This window comes from Virgibacillus sp. NKC19-3, assembly GCF_019837165.1.
GTDB classification, from domain to species: domain Bacteria; phylum Bacillota; class Bacilli; order Bacillales; family Amphibacillaceae; genus Virgibacillus_L; species Virgibacillus_L saliphilus.
On the sequence record NZ_JAGYHC010000001.1, the window covers coordinates 3748936 to 3763023 of the forward strand.

Sequence of the window (14088 nt, forward strand, 5' to 3'; positions counted from 1 at the left end):
AATATGTTTAAATTTATAATCAGACGTCTCATTCAAACTATTCCTGTACTAATAGGAGTTTCTATAATCGTATTTAGCTTAATGCACTTGATTCCCGGTAACCCTGCTCAAATCATGGCAGGTGAAAGTGCGCCAAAAGAAACCGTTGAAGCCATGGAAGAGAGATTAGGCTTAAATGACCCCTTACCGGTACAATATTTCCATTATGTTTCAAATGCTGTTCAGGGGGATCTCGGAAGTTCCATTCGAAGTGGCCGGGATGTCACTGATGAAATTGGAGGCAGGTTTTGGGTAACCGTCGAACTTGCCATCTATAGTACGATTTTGAGTGTATTTATGGGGTTAATAGCAGGGATTGTTTCTGCCACAAAAAGGAATACATTCGCAGATACTTCCCTTATGATCATTGCACTATTCGGTCTTTCTATGCCTAATTTCTGGCTGGGGCTAATGTTAATCCAATGGTTTGCCATCGGAATTGACTTACCAAGCTGGATTCCCATATTAAACAACACCGCATGGTTCTCTCCATCGGGTTGGGGAGGATTAGATCAACTTGTATTGCCCGTTATTACACTAGGAACAGCAGGTGCGGCAGTTATTGCTCGTATGACACGTTCCAGTATGCTTGATGTTATCGATCAGGATTATATCCGTACAGCAAGGGCAAAAGGTGTAAAAGAACGCATTGTTATCTATCGCCATGCCTTAAAGAACGCATTAATTCCTGTTGTTACGGTCGTCGGGCTTCAGTTCGGCACGCTTCTCGGAGGTACCGTATTAACAGAAACCGTTTTTGCGATTAACGGAATGGGGAAATTAATTATCGACTCCATCACAGCGCGGGATTTCCCAATTGTGCAGGGCGGTATACTTGTCGTAGCTCTCTTGTTCGTCTTGGTAAACTTGCTTGTTGATATAGCCTATCGCTTGCTTAATAAACGAATCGAACTGGATTGATAGATGACTAGAATAAACGAAAGACTGAGGTGATATGCGAATGGAGAATAATGCTTCTGAAAATATATTAGAAATAAACCAATTGCAAACCTCTTTTTTTACGAAAGATTTAGAGGTAAAAGCAGTTGATGGGGTAACGTTTTCCCTCCCAAAAGGGAAAACACTCGGGGTTGTTGGAGAGTCCGGTTCCGGAAAAAGTATTACCGCACTTTCTGTTCTCCGCCTAATTGATGACCCAGGGAAAGTCGTTGGTGGAGAGATTAAATTTAAAGGCGAGAACCTACTCGATAAGAAAGATGCTCAAATGAGAAACATCCGTGGAAACGAAATTTCCATGATTTTTCAGGAACCAATGACTTCCTTAAACCCTACGTATACGGTAGGACAGCAAATTAGTGAGGCATATATCACACATGAAGGTTTAGGGAAAAAGGAAGCAAAGCAACGTTCCATTGAGATGCTTAAACTTGTAGGGATCCCTTCCCCTCAAAAAAGAATCAATCAATATCCGCATGAACTTTCCGGCGGAATGAGACAACGAATTATGATTGCAATTGCACTTGCATGTAATCCGGATCTTTTGATTGCAGATGAACCAACAACGGCACTCGATGTAACGATACAAGCTCAAATCCTGGAATTGATCAATGATTTGCAAGAACGGCTGGGAATGGGAATGCTTTTAATTACCCACGATTTGGGAGTCGTTGCGGAAACTTGTGATTATGTTGCTGTTATGTATGGTGGGCAAATCGTAGAATATGAAGACGTAAATACACTTTTTCGCAATCCAAAACACCCATATACCGTTGGACTGCTTAACTCTATACCTCCAAATGACCAAGATATCGAAGGGGACTTGCCTGTCATTAAAGGAACCGTGCCAAGCCCGGCAGAAATGCCAACAGGCTGTCGCTTTGCACCACGCTGTCCGTTTGCAACAGAGCTTTGTAGAAATAAACTGCCAGAATTAGAAACAGACGAAAAAGGAAATCAAATTCGCTGTTGGATTTACACAGACGAATGGGATGGCGATCCGGAGGTGAATGTTAATGACGAAAGAACTTCTAAAAGTTACGGACCTTGAGCAACATTTCCCGATTAAAGGCGGAATTCTTGGTCGCACAGTAAACCATGTAAAAGCAGTTGATGGTGTATCCTTTTCTATATATGAGGGAGAAACGCTAAGTATTGTAGGCGAATCCGGTTGTGGCAAATCCACTACCGGCCGTGCGATACTTCGCCTTGACGAACCAACAGGCGGTGAAGTGGAATTCGACGGAGAAGACCTGCTCTCCTTCAACAAAAAGAAAATGAACAAAACGCGCAAAAATATGCAAGTCATTTTCCAGGATCCATATGCATCGATCAATCCGCGGCAAACCGTTCGTCAAATATTGAACGAAGCCATGGAAATACAGAATGTTGTTCCAAAAAATGAACGTAATGATAAAATTATCGAGCTTATGAAAACAGTCGGCCTTGGTGAACATCAGGCAGATCGTATGCCACATGAATTCAGTGGTGGTCAGCGGCAAAGAATCGGTATTGCCCGCGCGCTATCTGTGAATCCACAACTTATTGTTGCTGATGAAGCCGTATCCGCGTTAGATGTATCAATCCAGGCACAAGTTATCAATTTGCTGAAACAATTGCAACGCGACTTTGATTTAACGTATCTGTTTATTTCCCATGACCTTGGGGTTGTGCGTCATATATCAGATCGCATCATCGTCATGTATCTTGGGAAAATTGTAGAAATCGCAGATAAGAAGTCACTGTTCTCAAATGCACAACATCCATATACGAAAGCACTACTTTCTGCAATCCCAAGCACAAAAACGGATGTCAAAAAGGAGCGGATTGTCCTAAAAGGGGATGTACCCTCACCAATAGATCCACCAACAGGATGCAGGTTCCACACCCGTTGTCCGTTCGCTACAGAAAAATGTGTCAATGAGGTGCCGGAACTTCGCCGTTCGGATGATATGGAAGACGGCCACCAAGCTGCTTGCCATTATATGGAGGAAATTAAGTCAGGTGAACACCAGCCAACTAGATAAGGAAATATCAAAAAAGTGCCTCCAAGCCATGTGCTTGGAGCACTTTTTTTGTTTTATTTAGCTCCGAACTCCTGCCTTCCTACTATCCTTCACTACCTGTTTTTTGAACTTCTTCTATCTTTTGATCCTGTCTTGTAAACAGTTGAATGATGAACAGTACAATAAATGCCGCAAACCCAATGATATCTGAATGCCCTTCCGGATACATTAACATCAAACCTGTCACTGCTACAATAATTCTTTCGGTCCAATGCAGCTTTCGATACCAGAATCCAATAATTGCCGCTCCAATAGCTATCATCCCAATAAATGCCGTTATGAGCGACCAAGTAATTTCCATGGAAGTTGCGTCAATCATTAACAACTGTGGATTCAGTACAAACATGTACGGGATGATAAACGCAGCAATAGCCAATTTTGAGGCGTTAAACCCAGTACGAATCGGCGCCCCTCCGGAAATACCTGTCGCCGCAAAAGCTGCCAGCGCAACGGGTGGGGTGATATCTGCCACAATACCAAAGTAAAACACGAACATATGGCCAGCTAACACCGGAATAGCTACTTCCAACTGATCATTCAACGCCAGAATTGCAGGTAGCGCAATGGTTGATGTGATAATATAATTGGCTGTTGTTGGTGATCCCATTCCCAATATAATAGAAGCAATCATGGTGAACATGAGTGTCAACAGCAATTGAATTTCTGGAGAACTTGCAATGGTACCTGCTATGCTTACGAGACCATTCCCCATTTTCAGCCCTAAGCCGGTTTTCGTCACAACACCAACGATAATACCAGCACAGGCAGTGGCTGCTGCAACTCCCAATGCCGTTTTTGCACCGGATTGCAGGGCTACAATAAACCTGCTGAAATTGATTCTTGTATCTTTCCTGAATAAACTAACAAGTATTGTTGCACCAATTCCAAAGAGAGCTGTCCGCTCAATGCTAAACCCGGCAAATAATAAATATATAATGATCAGGATCGGTAATAACAAATGTATTTTTTTCAGTACCGTACTTTTTTTGGGGATCTGTTCTTCCGGCAAACCATGAAGCCCGGTACGCTTTGCTTCAAGATGTGTCATGATCCATATGCCGGAAAAATATAATATTGCTGGTATTGTCGCTGCCTTGGCGATATCCCAGTAACTTTCACCAGCAAATTCAATCATCAAAAACGCTGCAGCCCCCATTATTGGCGGCATAATTTGTCCACCAGTAGATGCCGCTGCTTCTACCGCACCAGCGAAGTTCTTTCGATAACCTAGTCTTTTCATCATCGGGATTGTATAGGAACCAGTCGTTACCGTGTTTGCAACCGAGCTACCGGAAATCGTTCCATTCAACGCACTGGAGAAAATCGCAACCTTCGCAGGCCCACCTGTACGCTTACCTGCCAATGAAATAGCCAAATCATTAAAGTAAGTTCCGACACCTGTCTGTACAAGAAATGCCCCAAATAGCAAGAATAGAAAAATATAGGTGGACGATACCTGTAACGGTGTACCAAGAATCCCTTCCGTTGTAAAGTACATAGAATCTATTAATTGCTCCAAACTAAGGCCTCGGTGTGCTAGCATACCCGGCATTTTTTGCCCGAAATAGGCATAAAGCAAGAAGGCTGAGGCAATAATCGTAATCGGAAGCCCGACAGCTCTCCTGGAAGCCTCCAAAACGAGTAAAATAGCAACACCGCCTATCATCATTTGGGTCATGTCTATCCCACCGATCTGTTGTACCAATGTATCATAATACAACGGCCAATAAACGGTGACAATGATCGACAGTAGTACCAGTATGTAATCATACCACGGTATGGATGATCGCTTCGTTTTACGCCTTGCCGGAAATAAAAGAAATACAAGTGATAAAGCAAAACCCAAGTGAACCGTTCGCTGAATATACGCTGTAAATTGACCAAATACCCCGGTATAAATATGAAATAGGGAAAAAGCTATTAATCCAAAAAAGACAACATAACCAATCCAGCCTTTTGATGTCCTCGTATTCGCTTCCGCATCATATTTCTGCATGATTTCTTCTTGTTGTTCTTCTGTCATTTGATTACTATTGTTTTCCTTCATGAATTTTCACTCCTTTTAAGCGTTTCCAAAGAGGCAAGCGCTCCACCTTGACAGTGAACCACGCACCAGGTTCAAAATACGTATTAAACCAAGCCATGTGTTCTTTCTTTGAAGAACTGTCATCATCATTTCCCCATACAAGTCGATGTTCGGAAACCGTTTTTCCATTTCGTATATTCATAGACGAAAAGTAATTATCCAAATCCTTTAAATAATATTTCCCATCCTCATGTACAAACGTTTCCCCCGGGCCTGCATTGGATGGCATCCCGATTCCAAATTCCTCATAAACCATCTCATATTGTTTTATGTCGTAATCCGCAGTCACTTCGTATTTTTCCACAACATCTGTTAAGTGAATAGAATGCTTAAAAATAATTTGAAATGTTTCCCCAGGCTTTATGGGAAGGTAAGCTTCGATGTGATCCGTATTTTCTTCATAAAATATCAAAGCTGTCTGAAAAGGTATGAATAAAACAATGGCTATTGCAATAATGGAGAAACTGACAAATAATATAAATTTTAATCGATGCTTCATTGGCGGTTCACCCAGTACGAAAATTCTCTTATCCTATCAAAATTGCAAAATGAATCCAAAGCTAAGGTAAAATGAAAATAACCGACAGCCATTCCCTTCAGAAGAATGGTCGTCGGCCATTCCATTTATATGATCGCTTTTAATCTGCGCTTACTCCCTCTTCATCCAAGTAACGCTCAGCGCCAGGATGTAAATCAATACCTACACCTTCAAGCGCATTTTCAGGCGCAATTAGTTCAGCTTTATCATGCGCCATATCACCTGCATTTTCATAAATAGATTTGGTAATGTCATAGACGGTATCCTCAGGAATATCGTCGGTTACAACCATCATTGCCATCACCGCAGCGGTCGTTACATCTTCCTCCACCGGCCCATAGGTTCCTGCTTCAATTGTATCTTCTGCATAATACGGATACATTTCAATCAATTCATCTATTTTATCTTCTTCCATAGAAACGATATTAATATCTACAGTAGCTCCCAAACCTTCTACCGCTCCGGTAGGCGTACCGGATGTAATAAATGCCGCATCAATATTGCCGTCTTGTATTCCTGATGTTGATTCATCAAAATCAAGATTCTGTGCATTAATATCGTCCATGGAAAGTCCGTGTACTTCCAGGATCTGCTCTGCATTCACATAAGTCCCCGAACCAGGGGCCCCTACAGACACTGCTGCCCCTTCCAAGTCTTCCACTGTTTCTATACCTGAATCAGCATTGCTTACAATTTGAATGGTTTCCGGAAAGAGGGAACCGACTGCTAAAACGTTATCTACCGGCTCTCCTTCAAAGGAGTTGACCCCATCCACCGCATTGGACATGACATCCGTTTGTACCATGGCAAGCTCTGCTTCTCCGTTTTGAAGCGCGATCACATTATCGGCTGAAGCATTTGATGACAATGCATCTGCTTGTATTCCGGTATCATCACTGATGTTTTGCGCCATCTCTCCACCCAGTGGATAATATGTACCGCTAGTACCACCAGTCAGGATACTCAAAAAGTCAGGTGCATCTTCACCCTCGGCTTCTCCACCAGTTTCTTCACTTTCTTCACCACATGCTGCTAAAAGCATTATTAGTGTAAATAGCAGCACCCCAAATAACAACAGCTTATTCTGTTTCATTAAAATTCCCCCTTTTAATTTATCAATCTATAATACCGTATTTAAATTTTAACCGTTTTCATAAATATGTCAAGTATTTTTGAATAGTACTATTTAACCAATGCCTTATGCGTCTTGACAATTTTAAGAAAATTCAATACCATGATAGTAATACATAAATATAGGTAAAAATAAATTGCCTACAGTGGTTTGAGAAAGGCTATAAAGGATAGTCTCCAATTAATAGGTAGCCTTTTTTTACCAAAGCTTTACGTTCTTGACGTTGAAATAAACATATAGGAGTGTATTGAATGAAAGTGAAAATAGCAGTATTTGGCAGAAAAGAAATAATGAATAGAATAAAACAATTAGTCGTTAAACGGGATGATTTGGAAATTATACCATTCCCGTATACCAATGCTAAAAATGTGAACACATTAATTGATAAAGCTTTGATGTGTGACATCTATTTATTTGCTGGCGCCCTTCCCTATTTATATGCATATGAAAAAATAAATAAAAAAAGACTACCTTTTGTTCAAGTAGCTATTGACGAATACACCATCCTTACTTCTCTCTATCGCCTTCAAAGGGACCTTAAGCGGCTTTCCATTGATGTATCCGATCGCGTTCATGTAGATAAAGTGATTGGGGAATTGGAAATGGACGATAAAGACATTTATACGATTGAATTTGAAAAAGAAAGGGACATAACGATTGATCACATTGTAAAACATCATCACGATCTGTGGAATGAAGGAAAAATTGATCATGTCCTGACCTCCATGAATGAAGTGGAACAGCGGATGAACGAGCTGGAAATACCAACAACCTGTATGACCATTCCAACATTAAACCTAGAGCATACAATCGAGCAGGCAACATCCATCGTACGACTGAATCAACGTAAGAGCCCACAAATTGTTTCAGGGCATGTACGCATTCCACATTTAGAATCCATAACCAAGGAGCAGGGAGAAGCTGCAGCAAATGAATATTTACTTAAACTACATCACATTTTGTTAAAATTTGCCCGAAAAACAGATGCATCTGTTTTATCCAGTGAAAATCAATTTATCTTATTCGGTACCAGTAGCGTGCTGGATTATATCACGAATCATTATCGCGACTTCCCGCTGCTTCGGGAAATAGAAGCTGATCTGAAAACACCGGTGGACATTGGGTTCGGGCTTGGATTAACCGCGAAACAAGCGGAGGAGCATGCAAAATTAGCTTTGGACCAGGGGGGACAGACAGAAATTAGCAATTGTTATATTGTTAACGATAGACAGGATACGATTGGCCCGCTTGGAGTCAAAAAGCAATTTGATACAACGCGTTTATATCATTCGCTCATTCATCGAGCACAACTTAATAATGAATTATCCTATAACTTCCTTGATTTTATTAAAGTCCGCAATAACGAACCATTCTCGTCCAATGACATTGCTACATACTATAATGTAACCAAACGCAGTGCCGAGCGGACAATAAATAAGCTTTTAAGTGGCGAGGTAATTGTAGCAGTTGGAGAAGAGAAACCATATACCAGAGGACGACCGAGAAAGCTGTTTACATTGAATCAATAGGGGCATTTTGGGACAGGGGGGACAGGTCCGCTGTCCCTCTTTTGGCCTGATTCTGGGACAAGGAACCTGCCCCCCTGTCCCGCAAGCAATCAAATACTCAGCAGCTCTCGCACGTCTTCTTCACTCAAGCTGGAAAGCATGGTTTCTCCAGGTTGAATGACTTGATCGATGAGTTCACGTTTTTTCTGCTGCAGGTCGTATATTTTTTCTTCAATCGTTCCTTCTGTAACAAGGCGAATCACCTGAACGACGTTTTTCTGACCGAACCGGTGGGCGCGTCCCGTTGCCTGATCCTCAACTGCCGGGTTCCACCATAGATCATACAGGATGACTGTATCTGCACCCGTTAGATTCAGACCAGTTCCACCTGCTTTTAGCGAAATTAAAAAGACATTGTTCTCTCCGTTATTAAAGCGTTCGCTCATTTCCACACGCTCCTCGGAACTTGTTGCCCCATGGAGATAGAAATAGCCAATGCCCTCTTGATTTAACTTTTCAATGATGATTTCATGCATGCTGGTGAACTGTGAAAAAACAAGCATGCGTTTGCCATTTTCAATTGCGTTTCTTATCGTGTCCATCAATTGTTCCAACTTACCGGAATATCCCTGGTAATTTTCAATAAACAATGATGGATGACAACAAATTTGGCGCAGGCGCGTCAGCCCGGCCAGGATTTTCATGCGGTTCTGATTGAAGCCACTTTCTGCCATCGATTGCGATGCTTCCTGTTGCAGCTGACGTAAATAACCGAGATATAAATCTTTTTGGTCCCTTGTTAGCTCCGAAACGCTGACAGATTCAATTTTATCAGGCAACTCTTTCAACACTTCGCCTTTCAATCGGCGCAGAACAAACGGCTTGGTCATGGATGCAACCTTTTCATTAGAAAGCTGTTTAAACTTGCGCTGATTTGGCATTAGCCCAGGTAAAATCACTTGAAAAATAGCCCATAGTTCGTCAATGGAATTTTCAATTGGTGTCCCACTTAACGCAAATCGTCTTCCTGCTTTAATTCCACGAATGGCCTGTGATGTTTTTGTCGCGTAATTTTTAATAAATTGTGCCTCATCCAGGATCAATGTCCGGAAATTCAATTCACGGTAAAGCTCGATGTCTTGGCGCAATGTTGCATAGGATGTTATCCATACATCCATCGTAGTTAATGACGCAATCTTTTGTTTGCGTTCTGCCGGTGTTCCTGTCAAGATTGCAACTTCTAAATCCGGCGCAAATTTCTCGAATTCATTTTTCCAGTTATACACGACAGAGGATGGTGTCACTATCAAATGTGGATGATCGCTTGGCTCGGAAGCGACATAAGCAATACTTTGCAATGTTTTCCCAAGACCCATATCATCGGCTAAAATGCCTCCTAGATGATAATTACTCAATGATTTAAACCATTGAAATCCCGTTTCCTGATAGTTTCGCAATGTGCCTTGTAAATTTTCCGGTAGTTCATAAATCTGGTCCTCCGGCGATTTTAAGTGATTCAATAATTTGCGAAAGGAGGGGTCATAATTCTTGTTCGTCTGCATTAACTCATCAATTTGCGTCCCGCGATACACAGGCATATGAACATTCCCATCCTGCACATCATCTTTTTTTATCTCAAAATCATCGAAGAATTGCTTCATAGAGGAAAACTCTTCGCCCTCAAGCGAAAGTAGCGCACCGCTTTGCATACGATAATAGCGTTTTTTCTCGATCACGGCATCAATGATTTGATTGATCTCGGAATCATCAACACCATCGATATCAAAACCGATTTCCAATAAATTAGAAGAGGATTCCAGACTCACGTTCGTACTGGGCATTGGTTCATTTTCGACGATTAAATTACGAATATCCGACGTTAGGAATAACTCTACATGCCCATCAAGCAATGGTAGAACTTTATAAAGGAAGGTATAAATCTCCTCTTCATCCGCTTCGATATACAACTCCCGTCCATTATAATGAAAATTCGCATGCTCGATTAAACGCATAATCTGTTGTTCTTTTTCGACATCACGAATGATAATAACATCGCTTTCCTTGCGACCACTAAACGGATCGACCAAATGATCCCCGTAGTGGTATTCCAATTTCCCAGTAATCCAATCTGCCTTCATTTCCAGGTATAATTTCGCTCTTAGCGGAACTTGAATGATTTCCGCTGCCACCTTGTCAGCTATTTCCACATCCCCGATTCGCTTCAGAGAAGGCAGCACTTCGGATAAAAACGTATCTGCCTGATTTTGGTTGATCGGCAGTTCCAAGTCACCCATGCCAAAATGATTAATTTCCTCCAATACTGGAATTTGTTCCTTTCTTGGAAAATAAAACGTTCCCTGGTAGAACAACATTTCATAAGCCTTAAAATAGATCGCATCATCAATTTCATCCATCTTGAGCATTAAGTCATTACGTTCATTTTTCGTCAATGCAAATTGAAACGGCAGTGTATCTGTCTCCAGTGTGACCGGATTATAGCTTCTGTTTCGTGTCTCAGCAGTGAAATCCCGTTCAACAACCTTTTCAAATAGCTCTCGAATCACAAGTGGTGGAATAACAATCGACCTTCTATCACTAACATTTCCCCGATAATGATAAAACGTATAACCATTATAGATTTGTTCATTTTTCAAAATGGAGTAGAGTAATTCAAAGATAGTCAGGTCCGCTTGCTGGAAATAGTGGGTATCTGGATGATAGGTGAATGTTTTCGTGAAATAGTGCTCATTTCCATGCAGAACATTTTCCAAAAAATCATACGCATCTTTGACAACAAAGCACCGTTTTTCCCCGGTTTTTAATTCGATAACCAGATTCTTATCAAACGACCATTTGCAATAATACTCTACATGCATGGGTTTCTTTTCAGGTAAAACTTCAGCTGTTGTACTAGGCTGCTCGATGGAAGCCAGGGCATTGATAAAGCGATTGGACATTTGATAATCATAATTGGCAAATGCCGGGGTCCCCCGCTCAGATTCCTTATTTGCTATACTAATCAATGTTGCCGCAATATGTTTACAGGAACCATACGTTTCAAACGCCGGACAGTCACAGTACGTATCGACTGATCCATTGGCAAAGTCCTCCATATTAATTTCGGTGAAGTAATCTTGCGTGCCTTGAACGGTAGCAGTCCATCGTTGATTTTTCGTATCATATAAAAGATCACGCACCAGATCTCGTTTATAATAGTCTAATCCGCGCTTATAAATAATGGTTGGAAATAATTTTTGGATGTTAATATCACTAATACGTCTCAAAGTTCTGGAAACCTACTTTCTACAGTCTCGTTACAACTATTATAAACGAGAAATGGGAGATTTTAAACCATGGGAGCTTTTACTAGGATTGGAAAACTAGCAATATATTATACATTGCATTTTTAGGAAAGAACTTATACACTAGCATCCCTTCGCGCTTTCACTAACAGGTAGATATACAAGAAAATGGAAAGCATCACAAACGCTGCAGATGTCACATAAATAGATCTGTAGCCAAAGATAGAAGCAAGCTGTCCAAATACCATCGCGCCAAGGCCTATCCCTAAGTCAAAGAATGAGAAAAAGGTGGCATTCGCCATTCCTTTTCTATTATTCGGTGCTTTTTCAACAGACCATGCTTGAAGTGCCGGCTGAACACTGCCAAACCCCAACCCATAAAATCCGGCTGCCACAAGCATTACCGTCGTACTCGGGAGCCATGATAATAGAAGCATTGCAATAACAATCAGTGATGCCCCCGGGAGAAATACATAAAGATGTCCCTTCTGGTCATAAATTCTCCCTGCGAAGGTTCTGGAAATCATGAGAAAGATTGCATATACAAGAAAATACAATTGAATACCCGCCACATTCTGCTCCATCGCATGCAGTGGCAAGAATGTAGCGATCCCGCCAAATGTCGTTGTAATAAAGAATAATAATACCGATGGCTGCAAGGCGGTTTTTTCAAAAATATCGAATTTAACTGTCGTCGTTTTATGCTCGGATTTCTCTACTTTTTTATAGCGAATTTGTGAAGAGAAAAGGAGTGCAATGAATCCAAATGCTGCGCATATTAAGAACAACTGCGTAAAGGAAATCATTCCAACCAACGTCAGCCCAAGTGCCGGTCCAAAGGCAAGTGCAATATTTCCGGACAGACCGAAATAGCCCATACCTTCACCGCGCCGCTTAGGCGGTATTAAGTCAGTAGCTATCGTCCCACCCGCTGTTGTGGAGAATCCCCAGCCAATTCCTTGTAAGATTCGTATTGTAAATAGAAGTCCAATACTTGCGATAAACGCATAGGAACCTATAGAAAGCACAAAGATTGCCAGACCTGTCATGTAGACGAATGCCCTTCCCTTGGACTCAAGCGCATGACCGGCATAAGGCCGGAACAATAAGGCAGAGAATGTGAAGATACCAACAACAACACCGACTAATTGATCACTTCCACCCAAATCCTTCAAGAATAAGGGAATCGTCGGCAACGTCATCTGAAATCCCAGAAATACAAAAAAGTTAGCAAGACAAATAAACACAAAATCACGTGTCCAAATTTTAGCTGCTTTCGGCGCACCTTGCGCGTTCGGTTGTGAACCCATGTCATACTTCCTTTCTTTCGTTACTCGAAATATATTATACATGAGTAGGGATGATTATGGAAGACAGTTGGCGGATTTGACTATGTTATTCAGCAGGGCGTCCCACGATGGGGATGCTAGTCTAAAGAGCAGCGGTTTATTCGGTGTTCATGTAACCCGGTTCAGCTTTCGTACCACTCTGTTCGGCTTTCACCATTCTTGCTTCAGCTTTCGTACCACTCTGTTCAGCTTTCACCGCTCTTACTTCAGCTTTCGCTCCACTCTGTTCAGCTTTCACCACTCTTGCTTCAGCCTTCGAGCCACTCCGTTCGGCTTTCACCGCTCTTGCTTCGGCATAGCGGAAATTTGCACGGCTTTTTGGACTTTTTTCCAGCGGCCAGGCACCAGGATCCAGCGCTCAGCACTGCGGAACTCTTAAATCTGCTGAAGCAACAAATACACACCACTAAATAACAGCAACACATAGGTCAACCATTGAAACAGCCGCTGATTAATCCACGTAAACATGAGCTGCCCCAATATCAATCCAATTACGACAAGTGGTAGCCCAGCCAAACTCGACATCCAAATCTCCCTCGATGTCCCAGCAAAAACGACTTGGAAACCTAAGCTCACAAAATAAACGAATAAATAAAATGCCAATGTTGTCCCGCGTAATTTTTCCTTTGTCGTATTTGTTCCGGAAAAATAGAGTAAAAGGGGAGGCCCGGGCATACCTATACTGGTTGTTAGTGCACCGGAAAATCCCCCCACAGCAAAATCCCGCTTCCCTGTTTGGTTGATGCGAAAGCGAAGGATAAGCAGTAACGTAAGCACTAAAATAAGAATACTTATGCCAAATTTCAACAGTGTCATATCCAAGAACAAAAATATGGAAATACCTAGAGGAAGCCCTGCTATGCTTCCAAATACAAATCTTTTCAGCACACCCATATCAACATCTTTTCTAATTTTCATGATTAGGGCGATTGAAATAACAAGCGATAAAATTAAATTAATTTGCACTGCTTCACGAGGTTCAAATAGCATTAATAAAAATGGAGTAGCCACAATCGAAAAGCCAAATCCAGTACTAGTTTGGAGAATGGATGCAAATAAAATAATGAACATAAATAAAATGAATGAATTCAATGCGCACACCTTCTTATGC

At 41.6% G+C, this 14088-nt stretch carries 11 protein-coding genes; 4 read left to right on the plus strand and 7 right to left on the minus strand.

The window, feature by feature from the left end:
• Window positions 1-3: 3 nt before the first annotated feature.
• The 3 genes from KFZ56_RS17815 to KFZ56_RS17825 are packed head-to-tail and all read left to right on the plus strand — an operon-like array spanning window position 4 to window position 3023.
• Entirely contained in the window at window positions 4-960 is a 957-nt protein-coding gene (locus KFZ56_RS17815; protein ID WP_222643456.1) for an ABC transporter permease, read from the plus strand.
• Between the two features lie 40 nt (window positions 961-1000).
• Window positions 1001-2047 carry an ABC transporter ATP-binding protein gene (locus KFZ56_RS17820; protein WP_222643458.1) on the plus strand — a complete coding sequence of 349 codons (1047 nt, stop codon included), beginning with the start codon at window positions 1001-1003 and terminating at the stop codon, window positions 2045-2047.
• The gene (locus KFZ56_RS17825; RefSeq protein ID WP_222643460.1) at window positions 2013-3023 is read left to right on the plus strand and encodes an ABC transporter ATP-binding protein; all 1011 of its coding nucleotides are present in this window, start codon (window positions 2013-2015) and stop codon (window positions 3021-3023) included. The genes KFZ56_RS17820 and KFZ56_RS17825 overlap by 35 nt, the downstream gene beginning before the upstream one ends.
• A gap of 82 nt (window positions 3024-3105) precedes the next feature.
• On the opposite strand, the gene KFZ56_RS17830 is transcribed toward KFZ56_RS17825, so the two are convergent.
• From KFZ56_RS17830 to KFZ56_RS17840, 3 genes are all read right to left on the minus strand, one after another.
• Window positions 3106-5109 carry a TRAP transporter permease gene (locus KFZ56_RS17830; protein WP_222643462.1) on the minus strand — a complete coding sequence of 668 codons (2004 nt, stop codon included), beginning with the start codon at window positions 5107-5109 and terminating at the stop codon, window positions 3106-3108.
• Entirely contained in the window at window positions 5093-5647 is a 555-nt protein-coding gene (locus tag KFZ56_RS17835) for a DUF1850 domain-containing protein (RefSeq protein WP_222643464.1), read from the minus strand. The genes KFZ56_RS17830 and KFZ56_RS17835 overlap by 17 nt, the downstream gene beginning before the upstream one ends.
• A gap of 139 nt (window positions 5648-5786) precedes the next feature.
• Entirely contained in the window at window positions 5787-6779 is a 993-nt protein-coding gene (locus KFZ56_RS17840; protein ID WP_222643465.1) for a TAXI family TRAP transporter solute-binding subunit, read from the minus strand.
• Window positions 6780-7069: 290 nt separating this feature from the next.
• On the opposite strand from KFZ56_RS17840, the gene KFZ56_RS17845 reads away from it, so the two are divergent.
• Window positions 7070-8347: a hypothetical protein gene (locus KFZ56_RS17845; protein WP_222643466.1), complete on the plus strand. Its 1278-nt coding sequence runs from the start codon at window positions 7070-7072 to the stop codon at window positions 8345-8347.
• 89 nt (window positions 8348-8436) lie between these two features.
• On the opposite strand, the gene KFZ56_RS17850 is transcribed toward KFZ56_RS17845, so the two are convergent.
• The 4 genes from KFZ56_RS17850 to KFZ56_RS17865 form a co-directional block, all read right to left on the minus strand.
• Complete coding sequence (locus KFZ56_RS17850) at window positions 8437-11610, minus strand: DEAD/DEAH box helicase (RefSeq protein WP_222643468.1); 3174 nt, start codon at window positions 11608-11610, stop codon at window positions 8437-8439.
• 134 nt (window positions 11611-11744) lie between these two features.
• Window positions 11745-12938, minus strand: a complete 1194-nt coding sequence (locus KFZ56_RS17855) for an MFS transporter (protein ID WP_222643470.1) — start codon at window positions 12936-12938, stop codon at window positions 11745-11747.
• 136 nt (window positions 12939-13074) lie between these two features.
• Entirely contained in the window at window positions 13075-13257 is a 183-nt protein-coding gene (locus KFZ56_RS17860) for a hypothetical protein (RefSeq protein WP_222643471.1), read from the minus strand.
• Between the two features lie 95 nt (window positions 13258-13352).
• Window positions 13353-14048, minus strand: coding sequence for a sulfite exporter TauE/SafE family protein (locus KFZ56_RS17865; RefSeq protein WP_222644046.1), 696 nt, complete (start codon window positions 14046-14048; stop codon window positions 13353-13355).
• Window positions 14049-14088 lie beyond the last annotated feature (40 nt).

Bases quoted from the DNA above. Each gene is read 5' to 3' on its own strand.
- KFZ56_RS17815 (WP_222643456.1), top strand. From the start codon at position 4: ATGTTTAAATTTATAATCAGACGTCTCATTCAAACTATTCCTGTACTA.
- KFZ56_RS17820 (WP_222643458.1), top strand. From the start codon at position 1,001: ATGGAGAATAATGCTTCTGAAAATATATTAGAAATAAACCAATTGCAA.
- KFZ56_RS17825 (WP_222643460.1), top strand. From the start codon at position 2,013: ATGACGAAAGAACTTCTAAAAGTTACGGACCTTGAGCAACATTTCCCG.
- KFZ56_RS17830 (WP_222643462.1), bottom strand. From the start codon at position 5,109: ATGAAGGAAAACAATAGTAATCAAATGACAGAAGAACAACAAGAAGAA.
- KFZ56_RS17835 (WP_222643464.1), bottom strand. From the start codon at position 5,647: ATGAAGCATCGATTAAAATTTATATTATTTGTCAGTTTCTCCATTATT.
- KFZ56_RS17840 (WP_222643465.1), bottom strand. From the start codon at position 6,779: ATGAAACAGAATAAGCTGTTGTTATTTGGGGTGCTGCTATTTACACTA.
- KFZ56_RS17845 (WP_222643466.1), top strand. From the start codon at position 7,070: ATGAAAGTGAAAATAGCAGTATTTGGCAGAAAAGAAATAATGAATAGA.
- KFZ56_RS17855 (WP_222643470.1), bottom strand. From the start codon at position 12,938: ATGGGTTCACAACCGAACGCGCAAGGTGCGCCGAAAGCAGCTAAAATT.
- KFZ56_RS17865 (WP_222644046.1), bottom strand. From the start codon at position 14,048: ATGTTCATTATTTTATTTGCATCCATTCTCCAAACTAGTACTGGATTT.